Source organism: Aeromonas sp. 30P (assembly GCF_051919805.1).
Taxonomy (GTDB): Bacteria; Pseudomonadota; Gammaproteobacteria; order Enterobacterales; family Aeromonadaceae; genus Aeromonas; species Aeromonas veronii.
The window spans coordinates 4,666,406-4,689,474 of the sequence record NZ_JBQBEA010000001.1 but is presented as its reverse complement, the minus strand read 5'-3'; the positions used below and the strand labels follow the sequence as shown (position 1 = coordinate 4,689,474).

Annotated in this window: 23 protein-coding genes and 1 pseudogene; 19 read left to right on the top strand and 5 right to left on the bottom strand. The window is 56.1% G+C overall.

Going from position 1 to position 23,069, the window contains the following annotated elements; translation table 11 throughout:
* The first annotated feature begins 54 nt into the window (after positions 1-54).
* The 7 genes from ACTG2B_RS22340 to ACTG2B_RS22310 all read left to right on the top strand — a co-directional run bounded on the left by ACTG2B_RS22340 (position 55) and on the right by ACTG2B_RS22310 (position 8,352).
* Complete coding sequence (locus tag ACTG2B_RS22340; protein ID WP_439996867.1) at positions 55-1,818, top strand: polysaccharide deacetylase family protein; 1,764 nt, start codon at positions 55-57, stop codon at positions 1,816-1,818.
* 2 nt (positions 1,819-1,820) lie between these two features.
* On the top strand, positions 1,821-3,029 hold the full coding sequence (locus ACTG2B_RS22335; RefSeq protein ID WP_429202053.1) for an O-antigen ligase family protein: 1,209 nt from the start codon (positions 1,821-1,823) through the stop codon (positions 3,027-3,029).
* A complete protein-coding gene (locus tag ACTG2B_RS22330) occupies positions 3,026-4,117 on the top strand; it encodes a glycosyltransferase (protein ID WP_429202055.1) in 1,092 nt (363 codons plus the stop codon). The genes ACTG2B_RS22335 and ACTG2B_RS22330 overlap by 4 nt, the downstream gene beginning before the upstream one ends.
* 40 nt (positions 4,118-4,157) lie before the next feature.
* Positions 4,158-4,871 (top strand): glycosyltransferase family 25 protein, encoded by a 714-nt coding sequence (locus ACTG2B_RS22325; protein WP_234822124.1) that lies wholly within the window; start codon positions 4,158-4,160, stop codon positions 4,869-4,871.
* Between the two features lie 3 nt (positions 4,872-4,874).
* A complete protein-coding gene (locus ACTG2B_RS22320) occupies positions 4,875-5,891 on the top strand; it encodes a glycosyltransferase family 9 protein (protein ID WP_234822041.1) in 1,017 nt (338 codons plus the stop codon).
* 28 nt (positions 5,892-5,919) lie between these two features.
* Positions 5,920-7,017 carry a glycosyltransferase family 9 protein gene (locus ACTG2B_RS22315; protein WP_115522751.1) on the top strand — a complete coding sequence of 366 codons (1,098 nt, stop codon included), beginning with the start codon at positions 5,920-5,922 and terminating at the stop codon, positions 7,015-7,017.
* Positions 7,018-7,152: 135 nt separating this feature from the next.
* Positions 7,153-8,352 carry a 3-deoxy-D-manno-octulosonic acid transferase gene (locus ACTG2B_RS22310; protein ID WP_139463390.1) on the top strand — a complete coding sequence of 400 codons (1,200 nt, stop codon included), beginning with the start codon at positions 7,153-7,155 and terminating at the stop codon, positions 8,350-8,352.
* A gap of 43 nt (positions 8,353-8,395) precedes the next feature.
* Here ACTG2B_RS22310 and ACTG2B_RS22305 read toward each other — a convergent pair whose 3' ends face one another.
* Positions 8,396-8,935, bottom strand: a complete 540-nt coding sequence (locus ACTG2B_RS22305) for a hypothetical protein (protein WP_042079897.1) — start codon at positions 8,933-8,935, stop codon at positions 8,396-8,398.
* A 299-nt stretch (positions 8,936-9,234) separates the two neighbouring features.
* Between ACTG2B_RS22305 and ACTG2B_RS22300 the strand changes: the two genes are divergently transcribed.
* The 7 genes from ACTG2B_RS22300 to ACTG2B_RS22270 all read left to right on the top strand — a co-directional run bounded on the left by ACTG2B_RS22300 (position 9,235) and on the right by ACTG2B_RS22270 (position 14,845).
* Entirely contained in the window at positions 9,235-9,951 is a 717-nt protein-coding gene (locus tag ACTG2B_RS22300) for a substrate-binding periplasmic protein (RefSeq protein ID WP_439996866.1), read from the top strand.
* A gap of 60 nt (positions 9,952-10,011) precedes the next feature.
* Positions 10,012-10,833 (top strand): AraC family transcriptional regulator, encoded by an 822-nt coding sequence (locus ACTG2B_RS22295; RefSeq protein WP_439996865.1) that lies wholly within the window; start codon positions 10,012-10,014, stop codon positions 10,831-10,833.
* 40 nt (positions 10,834-10,873) lie between these two features.
* Complete coding sequence (locus ACTG2B_RS22290) at positions 10,874-11,509, top strand: LysE family translocator (RefSeq protein WP_159142747.1); 636 nt, start codon at positions 10,874-10,876, stop codon at positions 11,507-11,509.
* Positions 11,510-11,566: 57 nt separating this feature from the next.
* Positions 11,567-12,697, top strand: a complete 1,131-nt coding sequence (locus ACTG2B_RS22285) for an ABC transporter substrate-binding protein (RefSeq protein ID WP_429072412.1) — start codon at positions 11,567-11,569, stop codon at positions 12,695-12,697.
* Positions 12,698-13,087: 390 nt separating this feature from the next.
* A complete protein-coding gene (locus tag ACTG2B_RS22280) occupies positions 13,088-13,744 on the top strand; it encodes a DUF3313 domain-containing protein (RefSeq protein ID WP_139748100.1) in 657 nt (218 codons plus the stop codon).
* Between the two features lie 100 nt (positions 13,745-13,844).
* Positions 13,845-14,207 (top strand): cystatin domain-containing protein, encoded by a 363-nt coding sequence (locus tag ACTG2B_RS22275; protein WP_439996864.1) that lies wholly within the window; start codon positions 13,845-13,847, stop codon positions 14,205-14,207.
* 125 nt (positions 14,208-14,332) lie between these two features.
* Positions 14,333-14,845 (top strand): cupin domain-containing protein, encoded by a 513-nt coding sequence (locus ACTG2B_RS22270; protein ID WP_124928175.1) that lies wholly within the window; start codon positions 14,333-14,335, stop codon positions 14,843-14,845.
* 101 nt (positions 14,846-14,946) lie between these two features.
* On the opposite strand, the gene ACTG2B_RS22265 is transcribed toward ACTG2B_RS22270, so the two are convergent.
* Positions 14,947-15,447 carry a DUF1993 domain-containing protein gene (locus ACTG2B_RS22265; protein WP_439996863.1) on the bottom strand — a complete coding sequence of 167 codons (501 nt, stop codon included), beginning with the start codon at positions 15,445-15,447 and terminating at the stop codon, positions 14,947-14,949.
* 311 nt (positions 15,448-15,758) lie between these two features.
* Here ACTG2B_RS22265 and ydfZ point away from each other — a divergent pair, with 311 nt between their 5' ends.
* Both ydfZ and ACTG2B_RS22255 read left to right on the top strand, forming a co-directional pair.
* The gene (ydfZ, locus tag ACTG2B_RS22260; RefSeq protein ID WP_439996862.1) at positions 15,759-15,956 is read left to right on the top strand and encodes a putative selenium delivery protein YdfZ; all 198 of its coding nucleotides are present in this window, start codon (positions 15,759-15,761) and stop codon (positions 15,954-15,956) included.
* A 204-nt stretch (positions 15,957-16,160) separates the two neighbouring features.
* Positions 16,161-16,562, top strand: a complete 402-nt coding sequence (locus ACTG2B_RS22255; protein WP_439996861.1) for a DUF2846 domain-containing protein — start codon at positions 16,161-16,163, stop codon at positions 16,560-16,562.
* Here the strand turns inward: ACTG2B_RS22255 and ACTG2B_RS22250 are convergent.
* Positions 16,493-17,655, bottom strand: a protein-coding gene (locus tag ACTG2B_RS22250) for an IS3 family transposase (RefSeq protein ID WP_439995850.1) whose coding sequence is annotated in 2 segments (ribosomal slippage) — positions 16,493-17,400 and positions 17,400-17,655 — 1,164 coding nt in all. Because the reading frame shifts where the segments join, the coding sequence is not laid out codon by codon here. The two genes, ACTG2B_RS22255 and ACTG2B_RS22250, sit on opposite strands and share 70 nt — an antisense overlap.
* A gap of 68 nt (positions 17,656-17,723) precedes the next feature.
* Between ACTG2B_RS22250 and ACTG2B_RS22245 the strand changes: the two are divergent.
* Positions 17,724-17,840: pseudogene (locus ACTG2B_RS22245) on the top strand (DUF2846 domain-containing protein); the annotation flags it as partial.
* A gap of 225 nt (positions 17,841-18,065) precedes the next feature.
* Complete coding sequence (locus tag ACTG2B_RS22240; protein ID WP_258721930.1) at positions 18,066-18,596, top strand: REP-associated tyrosine transposase; 531 nt, start codon at positions 18,066-18,068, stop codon at positions 18,594-18,596.
* Positions 18,597-18,646: 50 nt separating this feature from the next.
* Here the strand turns inward: ACTG2B_RS22240 and ACTG2B_RS22235 are convergent, their stop codons facing one another.
* Positions 18,647-19,201, bottom strand: coding sequence for a hypothetical protein (locus ACTG2B_RS22235; protein ID WP_042039882.1), 555 nt, complete (start codon positions 19,199-19,201; stop codon positions 18,647-18,649).
* A gap of 150 nt (positions 19,202-19,351) precedes the next feature.
* Complete coding sequence (gene uvrD, locus ACTG2B_RS22230; protein WP_439996860.1) at positions 19,352-21,523, bottom strand: DNA helicase II; 2,172 nt, start codon at positions 21,521-21,523, stop codon at positions 19,352-19,354.
* A gap of 506 nt (positions 21,524-22,029) precedes the next feature.
* Between uvrD and ACTG2B_RS22225 the strand changes: the two genes are divergently transcribed.
* Positions 22,030-23,028 (top strand): BMP family lipoprotein, encoded by a 999-nt coding sequence (locus tag ACTG2B_RS22225; protein WP_005340803.1) that lies wholly within the window; start codon positions 22,030-22,032, stop codon positions 23,026-23,028.
* Positions 23,029-23,069: the final 41 nt, after the last annotated feature.

The window sequence follows — 23,069 nt, the reverse complement described above, 5'->3', positions numbered from 1 at the left end:
TCTGGTCTCTGTGGCTGCTTGCCGTTCCTCTCTTATCTACCGGGTAACCGCGCGATGAATATATTGATGGCACTCTCCCAGCTCGAGGTAACGGGAGCTGAGGTCTATGCCACCACGGTCGGTAACGAACTGACCCTGCGTGGTCACCACGTCTTTTATGTGTCAGATACCCTGACCAAGCCGACCCTTGGCCCCGTCTTCAAGCTGAGATTCAATAAGCGCAGCATTCTGCGCCGCTTCTGGCACGTCTTCTACCTCATCTACCTCATCAAGAAGCATCATATTCAGTTGGTGCATGCTCACTCCCGCGCCTCCGGCTGGAGCAGTTATGTGGCCTGCAAGTTGACTGGCACCCCGATGATCACTACGGTTCATGGTCGCCAGCCGGTGCACGCTTCGCGCAAAGCCTTCCATGCTCTCGGCTATCGGGCGGTTGCCGTTTGTGAAGATATTGCCCATCAGATAGTCGACAATCTGGGGGTCGATCCCGCGATCGTGCAGGTGCTGCGCAACGGTATCGAAACCGACAAATTCCAGCCTGTGCCTGTGCCGGACAACCCAAAGCCGGTGATTGCCATCATCGGGCGCCTGAGTGGCCCCAAGGGGGAGCTCTGTTACCGTTTGCTCGATGAAGTGCTCGACCTGGATGCCTGCAAGGTGCGGATTGTCAGCGGTACCAAGGTACCGGAGCGCTTTGCCCGTTTCGCAGGACGCGCCGAGTTTGTTGGGTACGTCGATGATGTTCCCGCTCTGCTGGCTGGCAGCGATTTGGTGATAGGCGCCGGTCGGGTAGCGATGGAAGCACTGCTCTGCGGTCGGCCCGCCTTTGCCATTGGTGAAGCCAAGGCAGTTGGTCTGGTAACCGAACAGAATCTGGATGATGCTCTGGCGAGTAATTTTGGCGATATCGGCCCCAAGGATCTAGCTATCGATTTTGCTGCGCTGAAGGCTGAGATTGCATCTGCCTTGGCCAGTAAAACAGTGCCGGAAGCCATTCGCCAACGCATTCAGGATGAGTATGGCTTGCAGGGGGTAGTATCCGGCCTCGAAACCATCTATCAGGATGCCGTAGTCGAAACCCTGCGCCGCGAGATGCCCGTCATCATGTACCACCGTTTTATCGAGCAGGATAGCGAGAAAGGAGTGCATGGCACCTGGATGCCGATCACCATGTTCGAGAAGCATCTGCGACTGATGAAGTGGCTCGGATATGAGACCCTGACTTTCCGCGATTTGGCGGACAAAGGTTTTATCCACCGTCTGCAATACGGCAAGAAGTACCTGATGATCACTGCCGATGACGGCTATCAGGACAACCTGACCCGCATGCTGCCGCTGCTGGAAAAATATGGTTATAAAGCCGTGGTGTACGTGGTCACCGGTGAAGGCTATAACCGTTGGGATGTGGAGCATCCGACTAATCCGGATACCAAGGTTTCATTGATGAGTGGTGAGCAGGTCAAGGCGTTGGCCGCCAGCGGTCATGTGGAAATTGGTGGTCATACCCTGACCCATCCCCGCTTGAGTCAACTTACTGCCGAACAACAAGTCCATGAAATTCAGGAGAATAAACGCCAACTGGAGGCCCTGCTTGGCCATCCGTTGCTCTCGTTTGCCTATCCTTACGGAGACATCAACGACAGTGCTAAAGAGCAGGCCATAGCCGCAGGGTATCGTTTTGCCGTTGCCACCAACAGCGGCCCCAAAGCGATGCACCAGGACCCTTTCCAGATCCGCCGGATTGCCATCTTCCCCCGCACAGATGTATTCGGGCTGTGGCGCAAAATTCGTGGGAATTATGTTTTTAGAAAGGCATGACCATGACGCTAGCTGCAAAATACTGTCATCGACTTAGTGTTGTACTCTGTTCATTAACGTTATTTTTCACATTGTGTGGGCTATTCATTGTTCCGTTAGGCCCGCATTATCTGACCAATTTGCTGGTTTTTTCATCCGTAGTAGGGGTGATAAATTACTTTGTGGGAAATAAAACTCTGGTTGGGGTATCAGCAAGGAATCTTTATTGGTGTGTTATTATTTATATTATAGCAATTGGTATCAGTCGCTTAGTCCACGATGATGAAAGCTGGTTGATTAGAAACCTGTTATATATTTTGGCATTCTTCTTGTTAATGCCAAGAGAGCCAGTTTTGGTTAATGCATTCAAGTTGGGTTCCCTTGTTGGTGGGATTGCTATTGGTTTGCTTGCTGTGTGGCAATATCATAATGGAATGCTTCGGGTTGAAGGGTTTACCAATGCTATCCTGTTTGCTCAAGGAGCTCTGATTTTAGCCATTTTGAACAGTTTTTTCGCACAAGAGTCATCTACTGTTTTAACCAGATATAGTTATATTGTTAGTGCAATGTTTGCAATTTCGGCCATATATTTTTCTCAAAGCCGAGGTGTATGGCTGGCACTGATTGTCGTAGTTACGTTTGTACTTTTTGCTAAAGCAATAAAAGAACCAATAAAATATTTGTCATGGTTTTTAATACTATCTTGTGTACTGGCAATAACTTTCTATGAGAGTGATATCTTAAGAGCACGTATTCATGAAAGTATTTCTGAAGTCAATATGCTGGAAAGTAACAATTACACATCATCGTGGGGACTGAGGCTAATGGCATGGAAGAGCGCCTGGGCAGGGTTTGTTGGTGACCCATTGCTAGGTGTAGGGTTAGATGGTTTTAAAACCATGCAGCAACAACAACTACAGGATGGCATAGTAAATGATTTCTATGTTAGTTTTGGCATGTATCATGCGCATAACCAGTTTATGCAAAATATGGTCATCAGAGGTATTGTGGGACTGCTAGCTGCATTGGCCATATTAGTTTATCCAATGAGATTGTTTTGGCACCAATCAAAACTTGTTTCTGTAGGCTTTATAATAACATTGGGCACATTCGTTTGTGCTCTTACGGATGTTCCAATAGAACACCAAAATACTCTTTATATATATTTGATTTCTTTGTTTGTTATCTTCTTTAAGAACGAAGGAAGATTCAATGACAAGGTTGCCTCATGACTAAACGCCTTCTGTTTTTTATCCATTCGCTAGGTATGGGGGGGGCAGAAAAAGTTCTCCTCACTTACGTAAATGGATTGGTGGATAATTATGGCTACCATATTACTATTGCTACCAACGAGGATAGCAGCGAATATGTTGTTGCTAAAGATATCGCCAAAATAGCAACAATTGTAAATGTCGATTTTAATGTTGGTTACTCTATCTTTTCAAAATTAATTTGCTCAATAAAGAAAAGACAAAAAATCAATAAACTTGTTGAAAGTAGCGATCTGGTGGTTGATTTCCTTGACGGCGATTTCTTCAAGTATTTGAAACACTGCTCCAAGCCAAAGGTAATGTGGTTGCATTCAAGTTTTTATAATCTTGAGTTGCGAAAAAGACATATGAGGAAAAGGTGTGATAAATACGATAGGGTCGTTTTGATCTGTCAGGATATGTTCGCTGAACTTCAGTGTGAGAAAATGAATTGGTTAGAGAGAACACATGTTATTTACAATCCATTTGATTTTTCTCATATATTAAGTCTCAGTGAAAAACATGAAGAGAATTCCTTTGCTGAAATAACTTTTTTACAAAAAAAATATGTCTTAAGTGTTTCTCGTCTGGATGAGCAGACCAAGGACATTGAAGGCTTAATACTGGCTTATGCCAAAGCGTTGGATCATGACTTTGATAAAGACCTGGTTATTATTGGTGATGGTCCAGATCGGGACTATCTGGAATCGGTAGCCGCTAACTTGAATTTGCATGACAGAGTCCACTTTATTGGTCTTAAAGCCAACCCCTATGTATGGATGAAGCATGCTGATACCTTCGTGCTGAGTTCACGGGGAGAGGGATTTGGGTTGGTGTTGGTAGAGGCATTATTGCTATGTGGCCGGGTTATTTCTACCGATTGCCCTGTTGGCCCCAGTGAGGTACTTGAGCGTGGGCGGCTAGGTACCTTGGTACCTATGGGGGATGTGTCTGCATTGACTGATGCATTGCTCAACCCTCCCCCGAAATTATCAAATATTGACCTTGCCAAATATTCAAGTGAGAGTGTCTTGAGAGAATTTGATAATATGTTGCGCGAGCTTTTATAAACAATTTCATCCCCCTTGCTCGATGAATGAGGGGGTTCGGATGGTAGATAACATGATCCCAGTTTTTGTCATCAGTCTTTCCCGTAGTGCCGAACGCCGAGAGATGGCGTGCAAGCAGATGAAGCATTTAGGTATTGAGTTCAGCTTTTTTGATGCCATTGATGGCCGTAACTTGACGGAAGGAGATATCGGGCTGGTTGATATGGTTGAAGCCAAGGCTTTTTCCGGACATGAACTGAGCCCTGGCGAGATTGGGTGCGCACTTAGCCATATCAAGCTTTACGAGATGATGGTCGCAAAGGGTATCGAGCGTTGTGTCATTCTTGAAGATGACGCTTACCTGCATATGTACTTTAAGAAAATCGTTGAAAAGATAGCCTCCTGCAATCGCTCCGACATTGTCTTCCTGCACCATGGTAAGGCTAAAAAATGGCCTCTTTTGCGAGCCCTGCCAGAAGGTTACAGACTTGCCAAATACAGAACGCCCAGCAAAGGTTCAAAGCGAGCGGTGCTGTCTGCTGCCGGTTACATATTGACGCTGGAGGGTGCCAAAAAATTATTGGCCAAGGCCTATCCGGTACGGATGCCGGCTGACTACCTGACGGGTCTCCTGCAGCTGACGGGCGTGAGTGCGTCTGGTGTTGAGCCCTGCTGTCTCGATGTCGATCTGTTTGCCACCACTATTGACGATCGTGCCTATGGCCACTATCTCGAGCAGAACGCTGACGGCAAGCCGTCTGTGCTGGGCGAATAGATCATGAATCTGAAGAAATTTGCCAAGTTCCGGTTTGCTCGCCATCTGCTCCGTGCCCAGCCTGCGGCGAAGAAGATTGAAGAGCCAGTCCGTTCTCTGCTTGTTATCTGTTTCGATGCCATCGGTGACTTTGTGTTGTCACTGCCAGCACTGGATGCCTTGAAACGGCGTTATCCAGAGGCCGCCGTTGAGCTGCTGTGCAGCCCGCGCAATGCCGCCTTGGCTCGTACCGTGGACGGAGTGGTGGCCTGTCATTCTGTTACGTTGAACGATCGTCTGTGGGATGCAGACGGTTGGCGTCAGTTGCGAGCATTGAAGGCACGACAGTTTGATCTGGTGATCAATCTCTTTGATGAGCCGGACGAATTGGCCATGGCCAAGATGCTGTTTGTTGCCAATGGTCGCTTGGTCTCTCTACCGCTGCGGCGCAAAAGTGACAATCAACAGAGATTGATGCCCGATTTCCGGCAGCGAGCTCGTGAAGTGGTGGCCGCTCGCGAGCCTCATTTCGTCAACAGGATGCTGGCTATTGCTGAGGGGGAAACCTCAGCAATCAATATTCCCTGCCCTTGCAATCCCGATTATGAGACCGGCAGTTTTGGGCGCTATGTGATCGTCAATCTGGCTGGCAGCCAGCGTGGCAATACCATTGGCCGTGAGCTGCAAGGTGAGTTGCTGCGGGCTCTTCCTGCTCATGACAAGCTTCGCTATCTGCTCTTTAGTCGCGAACCCCTTGCTGTTGCCCGACCTGACCTCACTGTAATCTATCCGGATTCGATTCTGGATTCAGCGACGCTGATCCGCGATGCCTGCGCCGTGTTATCCACCGATACCTCGATTATCCACATTGCGGCCTCCTACGAGGTTCCCACTCTGATCCTGATGAACAGCGAGCCGTGGCGCGATGCATTTATTCCCCTTTATGGTCCCTATCAGCTGGTGAGAGCCCCGGGAGAGAGCCTCGCGACCCTGAAGGTGGCCGAAGTGAGTGCCGCCCTCAATAGCATGCTGGTATCCTGAGCCTCTTTGTTTGCATTCCGAGGTCTCCATGGGTCTGATTAATGAGCTGCAACTGGTGCGTGATGTAATGCGCCGTCGGTTGGGTCGCTGGTTGTTTGACCGGGCGCGCAGTCGCCCAGCTGACGATGGCAATGGCAAGGTGGTGCTGCTTCGTTGGGATGCCAAGCTGGGTGATGCCATCGTCTCCTCCTGGGTTGCACGGGAAATCCGCCGGGCCCAGCCAGAGCGGGAAGTGTGGGTCGTGACGACCCATGCCATGGCCCCGCTATTTCGCGATCATCTGGGAGCAGATCGAGTCATCGAGGTACCCAAGCGTCCGGCTTATGGCGAGCTGAAAGCGCTGGCGCACTCGCTGGGGCGGGTCGGATATCTGGTCCATCTTGGCAAGTCGCTGAAGATGAAAGATATCTACTTTTTGAATCAGGTCGATGCCTGCCACATTGCGGGCATGGATGATGTGCTGGCTTCCATTGATATCAAGCTTGGCGAACGCACGGCCGGACGCCACTTTGCCGACAAGTTCGCGGCGCTGCTGGACAGCATGGGGATTCGCGACCCCGATACCCGATATGTGATCCCCCATAGTCCCGAGTGGGAGCAAAATCTGGCAGCATGGTGGCCTGCCGCGCAACAGGTGATCGCTTTCAACCCGTATGGCAGCGGCGGCGCGCGCCGTCTGCGACCGGAGATGATTGCCCGCATGCTGGAGCTGATGCTGGCCCATTGCCAGCAAACCCTCTGCCTGCTTTTCCCGCCAGGGATGGAGCAGGAGGTCGCCACATTGCGCGATAAAGCCAGCGAGCCAGCACGGATCCTGCTGTCGCCAGAGGCGCCATCGCTCGGCGGGCTCTTTACCCAGCTGCGTCACTCGGTTGGTCTGGTGTCGGTGGATACCGCTACCGTGCATATTGCTGCGGGGCTGAACTTGCCGATCCTGGGGCTCTATAACCCGGATCTGGGCGGGGGAGGCGAAAATTACGCTGAGTGGCACCCCAATACCCGGGATGCCATGACGCTGTTTTCCAAGTCGCTGACCAGTCAGGATATCAATTCGCTGGATATGAACGAGTTCGAGCAGACCTTCGTCAGATGGATTGCCTCGATGAATAGCAAGAACCCTATATAACAGGAGCCACAGGGATTGAACGAATTACAAAAGAGGAGCGGATCCAAAGGGTTGTTTTATCTGGGCCTTGGTGGGGGGCTGCTGATCTCCCTGATTTTCTTCCAGTTGCAACTCCTCACCGGCGATCAGACCCAGATGCTTTACAAGGGCTACCTTGGGGCTTATGAGGGGGTCTGGCTCAGCTATGGCAATGCGGCGAGTGCGGTGGGCAATGTACCGGGGAGCTTGTCGGCCTGGCTGATTGGCGGGCCGCTGCTGCTGTGGGATTCTCCCTATGCCCCCATGGTGTTGCTGCTGGCGATGCGGTTGGTCGGATTCCTGCTGTTTGATGCGGTGATCCGTCAGGTGTTTGATGACAGGGTGCGTCTGCTGTTTCTGGTGCTCTGCTGGCTCAACCCCTGGTTCCAGTACGAGAGTCTGCTCTACAACCCCTCCTATCTGTTCCTCTTCTCGGCCATGCACTGCTGGTCGGCCTGGCATATGCGCGAGCGGGCCTCCTTCTGGCACATGATCGTTCACCTGCTGGCCATCGGCATGGCGATGCAGCTGCACTACTCCTGGCCGCTGCTGGCGGTAATGTCCACCTATCTGTTCTGGCGCCGCATTCTCAAGGTGAGCTGGAGCGGGGTGGTGGTCGCTACCCTGCTGATCGGTGCCTCCCTGATCCCTTATGCCATGGAAGTGATGAGCAACAGCCATATCACCCAGAACGTCGATCCCGAGGCGCGCCAGCGCTATATCGGCTGGGGGCTGGTGCATGTCTATCCGGTGCTGAAATCAGTGCTCTACTGGCTGCGTTACGGCTCTTGGCTGTTTGCCAGCAAGCTGGTCAACGATACCCAGTTCATCTGGTTGGCGGGGCACGAATATCTGCAGATGGCGGCAGTCTGGCTGTGGCGGGTGGTGATTTACGGGGTAGGCTCGGCGACTGTGCTGCTGGCGGCAAAGGCCAACTGGCAGCTGTGGCGTGAGCTCAAGCCGCGCCTGCTGCGCAGCGACCGTGCGCCAGTGGATGGTGAAAGCTGGCTCGGTCTCTATGCGCTGGCGGCGGTGCTGGCGGTGCTGGTGAGTGCGGCGCTCTCGCCCATCATCTTCAACTACTGGCACCTGATGCTGATCTTCCCCTACGCCCTGTTCCCGATCCTGCTGTTACTGGTGCGTTGGAGCCGCCGTTACCCGCAGTGGCTTGGCAAGGGGCTGCTGGCAGCCACTCTGTTCTGCACCGCGGTCAACCTGATTGCGGCGTGCGACAGCACCAAGTTCTCCTATCAGGCGGACTACAAAACCCAGGTGCTGGAGTATCTGCAAGAGATGAAGCTGCAACCCAAGCAGTGAGCCATCCACGGCCAGCTCCCCGATCTCGGGGGGCTGGCTGTCACTATTCGAAACGGTCCATATGGGCGAAGTTTTTGGCTTCGGCAACCCAACCCTCACGTCCCTGCTTGTCCCGGATTTTTACCCACCACTGGTTCTGCGGTGACCGGCCGTATCTGATCTCTTTGCGCGCATAGTCATAATCGAGGATGTAGGTTTTGCCCTTGTACCAGAACAGGCTATTGCCTTCGCCCAGTCCGCCGAGGATATAAAGCGTTTCCCCTGCCTTCATATTCAACAGTGGCCCTTTGCCCTCCTTGCTGTAGCCCAGCTTGACCGATCTGAGTATTTCGACGATCCCCGGTTGTTCGGTAATGACAACCCCGGTCAGTCCTTCCACCTGTTGGCCGCGGGGTAGCCGGAACAGCGCTTTGGCCGTCAGGGATGGCTCGGCTCTGACGATCACCTCTTGCTTGGTGGTCCATGTCTTATAGGTACAACCTTCAAACGGGCAGCGACCCCAGTCGTAATAGGGCAGGCGCGGCTTTTCATCAGAACTTACAGTCGCAGCAAACAACGACAACAACAGCAAAAACAGTCTCATGAATCTACCTGTCCGGCGGGGCGCTCATCCGCCGGTTTGATGAATGGGGCCGCACTATATCTCAAGAGACCAAAATCCATCAAAGCAGCGGGATTATTGATTTTCACCGCAATAAAACGGGGGCCCATTGGTCATGGGAGTAGGGGGTGCAAGAGGCCGAAGCGCGGCAGGAGCGGATAGCCCGCTCATTTGCCTTGTGTCATGCTGATGGCTATCAGGGCATCGGGTCGGCACTTATGGGCATCTCTCGTTCGGGCACGCGTTTGGTATTACTGCTATCGGCACTTCTTCTCCCTCTTATGACCATCAGCCAGGCCGTGGCGATCAACGCGCCACTGCGGGGATGCGTCTTTCAGCTGGCGCCGCTGGTCACCATTGATCAGCAGGGCGAGGTCTCCGGGCCGGTGATCGACTACTTTCGCCGTCATATCGAACCCGCGATCGGGCGTACCATCGAGTGGCAGGGGCTCAATGTGGCGCGGCTGCTCAGCAACCTCGAGAGCGGCGAGTGCGATCTGACCCCGCTGCTGAGTTACAGTCCCGAGCGTGCTCGTCACTTTCGCTATATCGACCCCCACCTGTTGCTGCTGCGGCCAGTGCTGGTGGTACTGGTGCCATCGCGACTTCACTCGGTCGAACGGCAAGAAGATCTCTTCGGCACCACCATCGGCTGGTCGAGTCAGGCGATCGTGCCGCCGCTCTTGCAGCATCCGCAGATCCATATCGACACCCTCTCCCAGCTCAGCTGGGAGCATGGCAACATGCAGAAGTTGCTGCGTGGGCGCATCGATGCCGCGCTCTTCTCCAACGATATTTCCGCCAACCATTTTCGTGCCAAGCTCCCTGCGGCGACCCGCCTCATCTACCTGCCGGTCACCCCGCTGCAGGTGCATATCGTGCTGAACAAGTCGTTGGGGGATGGCAATCCCGAACTGGTGCAGCGTATGCGTCAGATGGTGGAGCGGGTGCCGCTCGCCTCACTGGTGGAGCCAACCCCGCGGCTGTGGGGGCGTTGAGAGGGGGTTGCGTGCAATAATCTACAAGTCCAAGGCCCGCTTCTGGTGTATCTATAACCCATGAATACCACCGATTCCCTCATCCGCTACTGGCAATCCCCGCACCTGCCGGGGGTCGAGCTGTCACACTCCCACCACAGGGCGTTCAGCTACGGCCGCCATGTCCATCTCGACTACCATATCGGGCTGGTGCAGCGGGGTGGCCAGAAGTTTATCCACAAGGGAAATAGCCACCATCTGGTGCGCGGAGTGCTCTCTACCGTCAACCCGGATGAGGTGCACGACGGCCTCAGCCTGTTGCCGGAAGGGTATGAGGTGCGGGTCTTTGCCATCGATCCGCAGCAGCTGGCGCTCTGGCTGCCGGAGCAGCCAGAACCCTTCTTCGACAAGGGATTGCAGAGCCGCCCCGACCTCTATCAGGGCTTTGCCCAGCTGCACGGCTATCTCGACAACCCCAATTCCGATGGCCTGCTGATCGAGAGCCAACTGCTCGCCCTGCTGGGGGAGCTGCTGCATCTGGCCCCCGAGGTACACCAGTTGGCGGATCCCCAGTTGCGATTCCTGCGCGACTACCTGATGGCCGCCCTCGACGAGCCCCACTCGCTGGAAGAGCTGGCGGGGCTGCTTGGGCTCGATCGCTTCGCCTTCCTGCGCCAGTTCAAGAAGCGCAGCGGCATGACTCCCTACGCCTGGCTGAAACGGCTGCGGCTGGAGCAGGGCAAGCGGCTGCTGGCGAGCGGCATGGCGGTGAGCGAGGTGGCGCTGGCGGTCGGTTTCTTCGATCAGAGTCACTTCCACCACGGTTTTCGCCAGGCATTCGGTCTGACGCCCGCCGAATTTCGTGCCCAGATGCAATCTTTTACAAGCCGCGTCCCCCGCTGATCCGCCATGCTGACTCTCCGTCGTTAAAGCGAGAGTTGTTATGCTGACCAGTCTGTTCGTTACCCTCGGCCTGATGCACCTGATTGCACTGGCCAGCCCCGGCCCCGATTTCGCCCTGATCCTGCGTACCAGCCTGCACCGGCCGACAGCCCTTGGCGCGGCGCTGGGCATCTCGCTGGCGATCATGGTGCACGCCACCCTGAGTCTGACCGGGATCAGCATGCTGATTGCGAGCCATCCGCTGCTGTTTATGGTGATCAAGTGCTGCGGCGCCCTCTATCTGGGCTGGTTGGGGTGGGGCGCCCTGATGGCGGCTCGCCAACAGAGCAGCACCCTGATGGCCAGCGCCGCCAACGAGCTACGCGGCTGGGGCAGGGGCGTGCGCACTGGCCTTGCCACCAACCTGCTCAACCCCAAGGCGCTGGTGTTCTTTATCGGTCTGCTGGCCGCCATGGTGACGCCAGAGGTGGATGGAATGACCCGCAGCCTGCTGGTGGGCGAGCTCTTCATCATTTCCCTCTGCTGGTTCGGGCTGCTGGCGTGGAGCCTCTCCACCGATCGCGCCCAGCGCTTGCTGCTGCGGGTGCAGCGGCCGCTCAATCTGGTGACTGGCGTGCTGTTTGCGGTGGTCAGCTTCTCCATTCTGGCGAGCATGGGGGCCGAGCTGGTGGCCTGACGAGTGGGCGCATGGGCCTATACTCCAACAAGGTTTACCTGTCAGGAGTACCCGGCCATGCGTCTACTGCCTCTTTGCTGGTTGTTGGGGATGACCCCGGCGCTGGCGGCCCCGGTTCAGCTGAAATTGCTGGAGTGGGGCTATCTGCCTGCGGGTTATGAACAACAGTTTGCCGACTACGCCAAAGCCCATGGGGTGGAGGCGACGGTCAGCCGGATCGAACCGCTGCTGACCGATTTCGACAGCGTCTACCGCTCCCTGCGCACCCGCAGCGCCGATGTGGTGCTGCCGACCAGCTACTTCTACAAGGCCCATCACCAGCCGCTGTTCAAGCTGCTGCTCCCCATCGATTTCAGCCGTCTGCAGCACTACGCCGAGGTGAAGCCAGCCCTCAAGAACACCGAGTATGACAAGCAGGGGGAGCGCAACTACTCGGTACCCTTCTCCTACGCCATGTTCAGCCTCGCCTATGACAGCAAGCAGGTGCCGCAAGCGCCAACCAGTTGGCAGGTGCTCGCCAACAGCTCGCCGCCGGGTCAGTTTGCCGAGTTCTGCGACCAGTTCGAGCCGCTGCTCTTTTCGGTGCTGCTCTCGCTGGGCAAGTCGCCCGCCCTGTTTGCCAGCGGCGAGATGCTGGCCGACAAGACCTTGCAGCAAGAGGTGGAGCAGCAGCTCTCGCAGCGGCTGCGAGCCAGTCGCGGCTTCTGGTTCAATCAGGCCAACCGCTGTGAGGATCTGCGCCAGCAGACCTTTGCCACCACCTGGGGGCTGGAGCTGGTGGAGTGCAACAAGCAGAACGAGCAGCAGTGGCGGATCGCCATGGTGCAGGAGGGGGCCATCTATGCCCTCGATGCGATCTCCATCGCCCGCCATGTTGGCGATGATCCTGTACGGCTCAAGGCGGCCTACCTGCTGGTGGATTTTCTGCTGAGCGCGCCGCTGCAACGCCAGATGCTGGTGGGCACGCCCACCATCTCGGCCAGTAATATTGCCTCCCGGCCGCCCCTCAGCCCGCAGGAGCAGGCGGTGCTGCCGGATCGCCCGCTGCCGGAGTTTGACGAGCGACTGTTGGTGCCCGCGTTGCCCGCCCATATCAAGAATCGCTACAAACGGATGGTGCAGCAGGCGATCGTCGCCAGCGGCAAAGAGGGGCTGGTCAAGCAGTGCCCCTGGGATCTCGATAACTGATGAATGAGCCTGCCGCTTCTCCGGCGGCAGGCAAGTTTGCGCAAGATGGCTGATGATCGGTCATCGCGCGTTCCAGGGCATTCCCCCGTTCAACTCACGCCGCTCGCTGGCCTCTATCGTTTGAAAAAACTGAGCGCTTTCCGCCGCCCCATTTAGCCGGATTAAACAACCGAACCCTCGCCAGATTGCCGTTCGTACCCTGGCTGACCCTGTACAAAAGTGCCTCAATTGTGACAACTTGGATGTGAGCTGAACAATCCTGATCTGTCCCTTGTAGGAAGGTGATGAATAGGTTATTTCTCTGTGACATTGGCGGCATCCGGCACGGGTTCTCCAGCCATGTGGTGCGAAATCCACAGCAAAAACAAACAGTAAAATGCAGGAGCAAATATGAAAAAGGTCGTGATGGTTGCCGTGGCTGCGGCCCTTCTGGGTGGCTGCGCCGTCAAGAATCAGGTATCCCACAGCTTGCAGGCGATCCCGCTGACAGCCTTCCAGCAGAGCGAGAGCAACCCCAATCAGCGCGTCTACAAGGAGCCGGGCGTTGATCTGCGCCAATACAATGAGGTGCTGCTCGATCCGCTGCAGTTTATTCGGCAGGAGAACGGTCAGTGGTATCTGCTGACCGCCAACGAACAGAACCAGATTGGCCGTTACTACCACGACAAGTTCCAGAGCGAGCTGATCAAGCAGGGCGTCAAGATCGCCACCGCCCCCGGCCCGAAAGTCATGCGGATCCAGGCAGCCGTCACCAACTTCGACCTGACCCGCCCCGACCCCAAGCTGCGTGACCTGCTGCCAGCCAAGATCGCCATCAACGTCACCCGTGAAGTGATCGGCAAGGAGCCCTACCTGCTCAAGGTGGGCAGCATGGCCCAGCTGCTCGACTCCCGGAGTGGCAAGCTGCTGGTGCGGGTGATGGATGCCCGTGAGAGTACGGACAGCACCCACAAGGATGAGCCCATCACCGCCGAGGAGATGGAGAAGATGATCGACCAGTGGGCGGCCAGCCGCGCCAAACAGCTGGCGGACAATCTGGGGCGCTGATCGATTGGTGCGTCCAAGCGGGGCGCAGCGGGAGCCTTTTGGGCTGCAATAATGGCAAGATGTTGATAAGGTGGTCATTTTGCAGGCAGGAGAAAATGATATGAAACGTGTGTTGTTACCCATCCTTGTTGCTGGCCTGTTGAGTGCCTGCAGCACCTCGTCACCCACGCCTGAGTGTGCGCCGATGGCGGGTGGCTGGCAGAGTCAGCCGTTGCCCAATACTGAAGGGGAGGCTGCGCTGGCCAGCGTGCTGGCTCGCATGAACACGACCGCCAAACTGCAGAGCATCCGCGAGGTGCGCAGCCAGGTGGTCTCCGGGGTCAACTACGACATCGAGTTCCAGCTCGACAACGGAGAGGTGTGGAACACCCGTGTCTATCGGGATCTTGCTGGCAACTACCAGATGACCCGCACGGCTGCACAGGGCGAGCTTCCGCCCTTGCCTTGCGTCAAGGCCAAGTAATTCCTGCTTGTTGAGCCCCTCGTCAGAGGGGCTCATCTGACCAGAAAATTTCTGCTTTTCTCCCCGCATTCTGGCAGTCAGGATGACCCTTCCCGTGACTGCATCCTCATAGAAAAGGAACCGCTATGAATCGCCACCCCTGCATCAAACACTGGAGCGAGCTGCAAGAGCAGACGCCGCGCTACTACTCCGGCAGTCAGGAGCCCCTTTCTCGCGGCTGTGCCCTCGGCAAGCACTTCGGCTTTAGCCGCATCGGCATTCACCACGAGATCGTCGAGCCCGGCCATCGCACCAGCTGGCCCCATGCCGAAAAGACCGAGGATGAGTTCGTTCACGTGCTGGAAGGGACGCCGGATGTCTGGCTCGACGGCGTGCTCTATCGGCTGCAACCGGGGGATTCGGTGGGCTTCAAGGCCGGTGACGGGCTGGCCCACGCCTTTATCAACAACACCGAAGAGACTGTCCGCCTGCTCTGCATTGGCGATACCGACCGGGAGGACAACCGCATCCACTACGCCGTGCATCCCGAGCGCAATATCACCCTTGGCAAGCTGCACTGGGATGATGTGCCCGAGCGCGAGCTGGGGGATCACGACGGCCTGCCCGACAAGCTGCGCGAGAACAACGGCCCCTTCTAGGGCGCAGCTCTTCTGCGCACCAGATCTGCACCACCCGATATAAAAAAGCCTGCCGCGTGGCAGGCTTTTGCTATCTGTTTGCCGCCTGTGGCGTGCAACGCTTATTGCAGGTTGAGCCCGCCCAGATAGTCGCGCTTGCCGAGATCGACCCCGGCGCGGCGCAGCAGGGCGTAGGCCATGGTGAGGTGGAAGTAGAAGTTGGGAATGCCGTACTCATGGACGCAGGTATGGCCATCCATCCCCTTGCCGCCCGCCCAGTGGGGCACGTAACGGCCGCTGGCGTACTGGCTGTAGTCCGCGTCTAGCTTGCCTTGCAGATAAGTGATGGTCTTGCCGATATGGGCGCGCAGATCGGCGATGGTTTTGGGATCATCGCCCATGGCCGGCAGTTCGCTGTGGCTGGCGGTGGCCACCACGGCGCGGGCTGCATCGCAGCAGATCAGCACCTGCTTGGACAGCGGCAGCATATCGACGATCAGCCGCTCGCCGAAGAAGTTCTCCACGTTGAACTGCTTCGCCGCGGCGTGGGCCTCGGCCTTGGCCAGACAGTGGTCGAGGTTGGTCAGCATCTTGATAAACTGGGCGGTATTGTCGCGATTCATGAGCACTCTCCATCTTGTTGAAACAGCGGCCCGCATGTGCGGCCACGGTGAATGAGACTGGCTAATCGGCCACCAATATACCCCAACCGCTGCCGGGTTCGAGCCCGCCACGACGAAAAGGGCAGGGCAGCGGTACTTCGCGCGACAGCCGCTGGCCAAGGGGCCATGCTCGCTTTCTGAACCTGTGAGTCCCTTATCGCCCCTTTTTTGATCTGTGACATAAATCACCTTTTTTCAGGGGCGTAGGCTGAATGCCGTTGTCCTGGACAGACGCCTGCGCATCCGCCAGGACACAAGAAAAGGAGAATGAGATGAAGATCTATGACCGTAACCGCAATGTGCTGAACCTGGGTCAGCGCGTCATGATTGCCGCCACTGGCGCAGTCGATTGTCTGAAAGAGGCCCACACCGACAATATGACCCCCTATCAGGCGGAGCATGAGAAGTGCGTGCTGCTGGCAAACTCCGGTGAGCGCTACGCCCCCATCGAGTTGATTAGACTAGGCTGATCCCTTTCCCTGTCACCCTACTCTTTACAATTCACCCGACCGCCGAGCCCATCTGGCGGCCGGGTTTCTGATTTCCCCCACCTTCATCCCACCAAATGCTGAAAAATTGAGCCGGGTCACATCCCGCTCGATTTGAGCGATTGTCAGCCAGCGCAGGCTCATGCGAACCTTTAAATCCCGTTAACTCACTAAAAAATAACGACTATGTTCAGGCAAATAATGATGAGTGCCGCCCTGCTGTCGGCGGCGCTACTTTCCGGTTGTGCTTCCGTACCCATGGCCGATGCCACCGTAGACGCGCAGGCCAAGCAGTTTGTGGCGCCCAAGGATGCGGCCAACCTCTATATCTATCGCAACGAGACCTTCGGTGCGGCGGTGAAAATGCCGCTGCTGGTGGATGGTATGGCGGTCGGCGATACCGTGGCCCACACCTATATCCTCAAGCAGGTGACGCCGGGCAGCCACACCATCACCTCCAAGTCGGAGAACGATGCCACCCTGACCCTCAGTACCGAGGCGGGTAAAAACTGTAGTGGTCAACTAAATCCGGACACTGGGTTAGGCCGAACCTCGGCTTTTGCTGGCGGTATCCCGTCATTGTGGTGATGTGGACGCCGCCAGTTGTAGTAATCCATCAGGTAGTAACTGATATCCCGCTTCGCCTCTCGCAAGCTCATATATCCCGTTGCCGGGAGCCACTCTGACTTCAGGCTTCTGAACAACCGTTCCATCGGGGCATTATCCCAGCAGTTGCCACGCCGACTCATACTCTGGGTCATGCGATAGCGCCACAGTCGTTGCCGAAATGCTCGGCTACCATATTGGCTGCCCTGGTCAGAGTGAAATAGCACACCGGATGGGCAACCCCGCTGCTGATAGGCCATCTCCAGTGCTTTGATTGCCAATTCTGCATCAGGTTTGTCAGACATCGCCCAGCCCACGACCCGTCGGGTGTACAGGTCAAGCACCGCTGCCAGGTAATGCCAACGACAACCTGCCCAGACGTAGGTAATATCGCCACACCACACCTGATTGGGTTGCTGGACATCAAATTCGCGGGCCAGCAGATTGGGAATGTCCGGTCGTTCAGACCGTGCCACCTTATAACGGTGTGCGCCCGGCTGTTTGGATACCAACTCGGCTTCCTTCATCAGGTTACGTACTTTGAATCGGCCAATCTGATACCCCAACTCCCGCATCATCGACATCAAGGCACGGCTGCCCGCTGAGTTCCGGCTCGCTTTGAACAAACGGCGCAGCTCACAGCGCGGTTGCATACGTTCACGGTTAATCGCCCGCCTGCGAGCCAGATAGTCGTAAAAACAGGATGTTGGAACATCGAAAGCGCAGCAGACCAGGGTGATGGGGGCTTGCTCCCTTAATCGGTCTATCAGCGCGTACGTGTGAAGTCGTCCGCCATCAAGAGAGCAGTAGCCTTTTTTAGAATGTCCTTTTCACGTTCGAGTCGATTGATACGGGCTTCCAGCTCCTGGATTTTCTGCTGCTCAGGAGTTAGCGCTTTGCTGATTGGGGTTGTGCCGCAGCGTTCGGATTGGAGCTGCTGAACCCAGCGGCGCAGTACGGTTTCACCGACATCCAGTGAACGGCTGGCTTCGGGGACTGAATATCCCTGGTCGAGCACCAGGGATGCGGCTTCGAGTTTGAATTCGGCAGTAAATGAGCGACGTAATCTTGTCATTGAACACCTCAGGTCATGGTGGCGACTGTACCACCTAAAATGATGTCCGGGATGATTAGACCACTACAAACTACTACGTCTGGCAGGAGGTCAAGATGGGCCTGCTGATGGCCCGCTCCAAGCTGAGTCAGGTCAGTGAAGAGGAGGGCAAACAAGGGGTGATGGAGAGCAAGTTGGTTAAGTGACCAGAGGCTTCCACCAAAAACAAGGCGTAGCTCCACCAGTTACGCCTTTGCCCGAAAGTGGGTGTTCCAGATTTCCTGTCCATGTAGGTTCGATTAGCGAAGCGTAATCGGACGATCGCGTAATCGAACATCCGCGTAATGGAACATCCGCCTCATCACGCCCGCAAGCAGATCGAAGTGAGGCAAGGCTATGCTTGGCTTTTCGGTCTCAACGAGGGGAAGAGGATGGCCAATTGGCGGCGGGCATGGTGGCCCGGAGGAACCTGGTTCTTTACGGTCAACCTGCTGGAGCGACGCAACAACCGGTTGCTGGTGGAGCAGATCGACCTGCTGCGTCAAAGCGTTACCAAGGTGCAACAGGCTCACCCCTTCGCCATTCACGCATGGGTGGTGTTGCCCGACCACCTCCACTGCATCCTCTCTTTACCGGAAGGGGACACCGATTTCCCCCTGCGTTGGCGGCTGATCAAAAGCCACTTTTCCCGTGCCCTGCCGGTCAATGAGCGGCGCAACCAGACCCGGCTACGCCACGGGGAGCGGGGCATCTGGCAGCGCCATTATTGGGAACACCTGATCCGGGATGAGCAGGATTACCGCCACCATATGGATTACGTCCATATCAACCCGCTCAAACATGGTCATGTCACGCGGGTGGCCGATTGGCCGTATTCCACCTTCCATCGTTATGTAGCGAGCGGCGTCTATCCGCCGGATTGGTGTGAGTCGGTGGATGGAGTATTGGGGGGATCGGAGTAAACCTATCAAGGGTTATGTCAATGTGAATGTCCGATTACGCGATCGTCCGATTACGCTTCGCTAATCGAACCTACAGACCTATTTATCTTTAAGGTGCGCATGAATTCCAACGTGTCTAAAAATAAATCAGAAAGTTCTTGTCGAGAAATCACCATATCTTCATTAACTTGCCAAGCTATACCGACGTCATAATCAAAGCCTGGATACGCTATCTGGAAGTCTGTTTTCTTGTAGTCTCTAGCTGGTTCCAGTTTTGCCAGTGGTATTCGCAAACGCGCGAATCGGGTTCTTGCAGCCTGGAATCGATGCAATACTACTACTGGGTCATCACTTTTTTGTTCTTTAAGGAGCTGAGTTAGCGTTCGCACAACCTCATACGCCCCCAAAATCCATAAATAAGAATGTGTAAGATGACGTTGTATCAAGTCATAATCGTTATTGGCATCACCACCATTCTTGTATTTTTGAACCAACTCAAAATCTATCTTGCATAGGTTTGCATCCATTTCGCCAAGATTTTGCACAAGGCTCATTAAAAAAGGCTCAAACCTGATCAATCCAATTGATACTTTAAGCCAGCGTTCAAAACGTAATTCACTATTCATTATCTATTCCGTGGAAATGGAAATTTAAAAACTCCGTAGGTTCGAATAGCGAAGCGTATTCGGACGATCGCGTATTTAAAGTCGTCGCGATGTAGCATATATAACCAACCCGCCCTAAGCCGGGTTGGTGCAGTTAAAAAGCGAGAAAAGCTACAGCGCTTCCAGTCTGGCATACGCCGTTACCAGCCATTTGGCGCCGACGTCGTCGAACTGGATCTGCACCCGGCTCTGCTGGCCGACCCCTTCGAAGTTGAGTACCACCCCTTCGCCGAATTTTGGATGGAGCACCCGCTGGCCGAGCTTGATGCCGCTGGCGTCGAAGCTCTGCTGCACCTCGTTCTGGCTAAAGCGGCCGTACTGGGTGGGGCGGCTGACCTGAGTGCGCAGCCTGATCTCTTCCAGACACTCGGCGGGCATCTCGCGGATAAAGCGGCTCGGCTTGTGGAACATCTCGCGGCCGTAGATGCGGCGGCTCTCGGCATAACAGATGTAGAGCTTCTCCATGGCGCGGGTCATGCCGACGTAACAGAGGCGGCGCTCCTCTTCCAGCCGACCCGACTCCTCGGTCGATTGCTGGCTGGGGAACATGCCCTCTTCGACGCCGACCAGCAGTACCAGCGGGAACTCCAGCCCCTTGGCGCTGTGCAAGGTCATCAGCTGCACCGCGTCGGCATATTCGTCCGCCTGATTCTCGCCCGATTCCAGCGCCGCGTGGGCGAGGAAGGCGGAGAGATCGCTCATATCTTCCAGCTCGTCCGGGCGCTGGTACTGGCGGCAGGCGGTGACCAGCTCGTCCAGGTTCTCTACCCGCGCCTGGGATTTCTCGCCTTTTTCCGCCAGATACATCGCCTTGAGGCCGGAGTTCTGGATGGCGATATCCGCCTGCTGGTGCAGCGGCAGCAGGGAGACCTGTTCCTCCAGCGCATCAATAAGATCGACAAAGCCGCGCACCGCGTTACCGGCGCGACCGGTCAGCACCTTGTCGTTGAGCAGCGCCTTGGCCGATTGCCACAGGTTGAGCCCCTGATCGCGGGCGTTGTTGCGCAGTATCTCGAGGGTGCGATCGCCGATGCCACGGGTCGGGGTATTGACCACCCGCTCGAAGCTGGCGTCGTCGCCACGGTTGTTGATAAGACGCAGATAGGCCATGGCGTCTTTAATTTCCTGCCGTTCGAAGAAGCGCAGGCCGCCGTAGATACGATACGGCATGGCGTCCTGCATCAGCGCCTCTTCCAGCACCCGCGACTGGGCATTGGAGCGATAGAGGATGGCGCAGTCGGCCAGGAGGCCGCCCTTTTCCTTCCAATCCTTGAGGCGGCCGACCACGAAGCGCGCTTCGTCCACCTCGTTGAAGGCGGCATACAGCGAAATCGGCTCGCCCTCGGCCCCTTCGGTCCACAGCTCCTTGCCAAGGCGCTCGGCGTTGTTGGCGATGACGCTGTTGGCCGCTTTCAGGATATTGGCGGTGGAGCGGTAGTTCTGCTCGAGGCGGATGGTCTCGGCGCCCTGATAGTCGGTCAGGAAGCGCTGGATATTCTCGATCTTGGCGCCGCGCCAGCCGTAGATGGACTGGTCATCGTCACCGACGATCATCACCTTGCCGCTGTTGCCTGCCAGCATCCGCAGCCAGGCGTACTGGATGCCGTTGGTATCCTGAAACTCGTCCACCAGGATGTTCTGGAAGCGGTCGCGGTAGTGCTCGAGGATGTGCGGCTTGTTGAGCCACAGCTCGTGGGCACGCAGCAAGAGTTCTGCAAAGTCCACCAGACCGGAGCGATCGCAGGTCTCCTGATAGGTCTTGTAGATCTGCTGATAGGTGCGGGTGACGGGGTCGCCGTAGAGGTCGATGTCGCCGGGGCGCAAGCCTTCATCCTTCTTGCCGTTGATGTAGCCCATCACGGCGCGCGGGGCCCAGTGCTTCTCGTCAAGGTTGAGCGCCTTGAGCACCCGGCGGATCAGCCGGTACTGGTCGTCGGAGTCGAGGATCTGGAAATCCTGCGGCAAGCCCGCATCCAGATGGTGGGCCCGCAGCAGGCGGTGGGCGATACCGTGGAAGGTGCCGATCCACATGCCGCGCACGCCGTCGCCGATCACTTTTTCGACCCGGCCGCGCATCTCGGCCGCCGCCTTGTTGGTAAAGGTGACCGCGATGATGGAGAAGGGTGAACAGCGTTCCACCTGCATCAGCCAGGCGATACGGTGCACCAGCACCCGGGTCTTGCCCGAACCGGCACCGGCCAGCACTAGCAGGTTGCTGCGGGGCGCCGCAACGGCATCTCTTTGCTTGTCGTTGAGCCCGTCGAGCAGGGTTGAAACGTCCATCACCACTCCTGTTTATTTATACAGGCGGGGATTATACGGCCATCCCCCTGCCAGACCAAATCCAAACTCGGGGGGAGGGGCGAGATGGGGGCTTGCGGGGGCGCCGGTGCGGCCATTTTTGGCTGGCGCAGAGAGAACGGGACGGGGAGGTTTCCAGCTGTAGCCAATCCTTGCTCGCGCGGTTTGTGGGGATTTTGCGAGCCGGATCACGGGCTTGCCGGGGGGCTGGATGAATAACAGGGGAAAACGGTTTACAGTAACTTGCTGAACAATAAGAGAAATGTCGTTTGGGTCTTTTGGTTGTTAGCATAAAAAACTGAAAAGTAGCTAAAAAACAACTGCTTATAAGGTTATTTGCTTAGAATTCAAACCGTTAACGCAAACGTTTTTCCCTTATCATTTGCTTGACCCGCATCGGGGCTGACTTAGAGTAAGCCTGCGTGCTAGATAGCCTGCTCTGACAGGCAAGCAAGTTCCCTCACTTAATAACAATCAAGGATACGATCGTGACTAAAGTGCTCAAGCTGGCCACTGTGGCCTCCCTCACTCTCGCTGCTCTCTCTGCTCAGGCTGCTTCCGAGCCAGCCGTCATTTATGACACCGCGGGCAAGTATGACAAATCATTCAACGAAGCCGTGTTCCGTAACGGCGTCGAGCTCTACAACAAGGACAAGGGCGTCAAGGTCAAAGAGTTTGAACCCCAGAACGAAGCCCAGCGCGAGCAGGGTCTGCGTCGTCTGGCCAGCCGTGGCAACGGCCCGATCGTGGCGGTCGGTTTCAATATGGGTTCTGCGGTAGAGAAGGTTGCGACCGAATTCCCGAAAACCCAGTTCACCATCATCGACATGGTGGTCGACAAGCCGAACGTCCAGTCCGTCATCTTCAAGGAGCATGAAGGTTCCTTCCTGGTGGGTGCGCTGGCTGCCATCGCTTCCAAGAGCGGCAAGGTCGGCTTCGTGGGCGGCATGGATATCCCGCTGATCCGCAAATTCCAGTGCGGCTACGAGCAGGGTGCCAAGTTCGTCAATCCGAAGATCGAAGTGTTCCAGAACATGGCGGGCTCTACCCCGGCCGCGTTTGCTGACCCGGCGAAAGGTGCCGAGCTGGCCAAGTCCCAGTTCGCCAAGGGCGCTGACGTGGTTTACGCCGCGGCTGGCGGTACCGGTATCGGTGTCTATCAGGCAGCCAAGGACAGCGGCAAGTTCGCCATCGGGGTGGACTCCAACCAGAACCACCTGCAACCGGGCACCATGCTGACCTCCATGGTCAAGTCTGTGGGTCTGGCCGCTTACCAGACCTGGGATGACGCTGCCAAAGGCGAGTGGAAGCCGGGTATCAAGAACCTGGGTCTGGCTGAAGGCGGTGTGGATTGGGCACTCGACAAGGACAACGAGAAGCTGATCACCCCGGAAATGAAAGCCAAGGTGGATGCCATCAAGGCTGAAATCATCGCTGGCAAGGTCAAGGTTCATGACTACATGAGCGATAACACCTGCAAATACTAATTAGATAGTTGCTACGACTCTCAACGCACCACCGGCCCGCA

Bases quoted from the DNA above. Each gene is read 5' to 3' on its own strand.
- ACTG2B_RS22340 (WP_439996867.1), top strand. From the start codon at position 55: ATGAATATATTGATGGCACTCTCCCAGCTCGAGGTAACGGGAGCTGAG.
- ACTG2B_RS22335 (WP_429202053.1), top strand. From the start codon at position 1,821: ATGACGCTAGCTGCAAAATACTGTCATCGACTTAGTGTTGTACTCTGT.
- ACTG2B_RS22330 (WP_429202055.1), top strand. From the start codon at position 3,026: ATGACTAAACGCCTTCTGTTTTTTATCCATTCGCTAGGTATGGGGGGG.
- ACTG2B_RS22325 (WP_234822124.1), top strand. From the start codon at position 4,158: ATGGTAGATAACATGATCCCAGTTTTTGTCATCAGTCTTTCCCGTAGT.
- ACTG2B_RS22320 (WP_234822041.1), top strand. From the start codon at position 4,875: ATGAATCTGAAGAAATTTGCCAAGTTCCGGTTTGCTCGCCATCTGCTC.
- ACTG2B_RS22315 (WP_115522751.1), top strand. From the start codon at position 5,920: ATGGGTCTGATTAATGAGCTGCAACTGGTGCGTGATGTAATGCGCCGT.
- ACTG2B_RS22310 (WP_139463390.1), top strand. From the start codon at position 7,153: ATGCTTTACAAGGGCTACCTTGGGGCTTATGAGGGGGTCTGGCTCAGC.
- ACTG2B_RS22305 (WP_042079897.1), bottom strand. From the start codon at position 8,935: ATGAGACTGTTTTTGCTGTTGTTGTCGTTGTTTGCTGCGACTGTAAGT.
- ACTG2B_RS22300 (WP_439996866.1), top strand. From the start codon at position 9,235: ATGACCATCAGCCAGGCCGTGGCGATCAACGCGCCACTGCGGGGATGC.
- ACTG2B_RS22295 (WP_439996865.1), top strand. From the start codon at position 10,012: ATGAATACCACCGATTCCCTCATCCGCTACTGGCAATCCCCGCACCTG.
- ACTG2B_RS22290 (WP_159142747.1), top strand. From the start codon at position 10,874: ATGCTGACCAGTCTGTTCGTTACCCTCGGCCTGATGCACCTGATTGCA.
- ACTG2B_RS22285 (WP_429072412.1), top strand. From the start codon at position 11,567: ATGCGTCTACTGCCTCTTTGCTGGTTGTTGGGGATGACCCCGGCGCTG.
- ACTG2B_RS22280 (WP_139748100.1), top strand. From the start codon at position 13,088: ATGAAAAAGGTCGTGATGGTTGCCGTGGCTGCGGCCCTTCTGGGTGGC.
- ACTG2B_RS22275 (WP_439996864.1), top strand. From the start codon at position 13,845: ATGAAACGTGTGTTGTTACCCATCCTTGTTGCTGGCCTGTTGAGTGCC.
- ACTG2B_RS22270 (WP_124928175.1), top strand. From the start codon at position 14,333: ATGAATCGCCACCCCTGCATCAAACACTGGAGCGAGCTGCAAGAGCAG.
- ACTG2B_RS22265 (WP_439996863.1), bottom strand. From the start codon at position 15,447: ATGAATCGCGACAATACCGCCCAGTTTATCAAGATGCTGACCAACCTC.
- ydfZ (WP_439996862.1), top strand. From the start codon at position 15,759: ATGAAGATCTATGACCGTAACCGCAATGTGCTGAACCTGGGTCAGCGC.
- ACTG2B_RS22255 (WP_439996861.1), top strand. From the start codon at position 16,161: ATGTTCAGGCAAATAATGATGAGTGCCGCCCTGCTGTCGGCGGCGCTA.
- ACTG2B_RS22240 (WP_258721930.1), top strand. From the start codon at position 18,066: ATGGCCAATTGGCGGCGGGCATGGTGGCCCGGAGGAACCTGGTTCTTT.
- ACTG2B_RS22235 (WP_042039882.1), bottom strand. From the start codon at position 19,201: ATGAATAGTGAATTACGTTTTGAACGCTGGCTTAAAGTATCAATTGGA.
- uvrD (WP_439996860.1), bottom strand. From the start codon at position 21,523: ATGGACGTTTCAACCCTGCTCGACGGGCTCAACGACAAGCAAAGAGAT.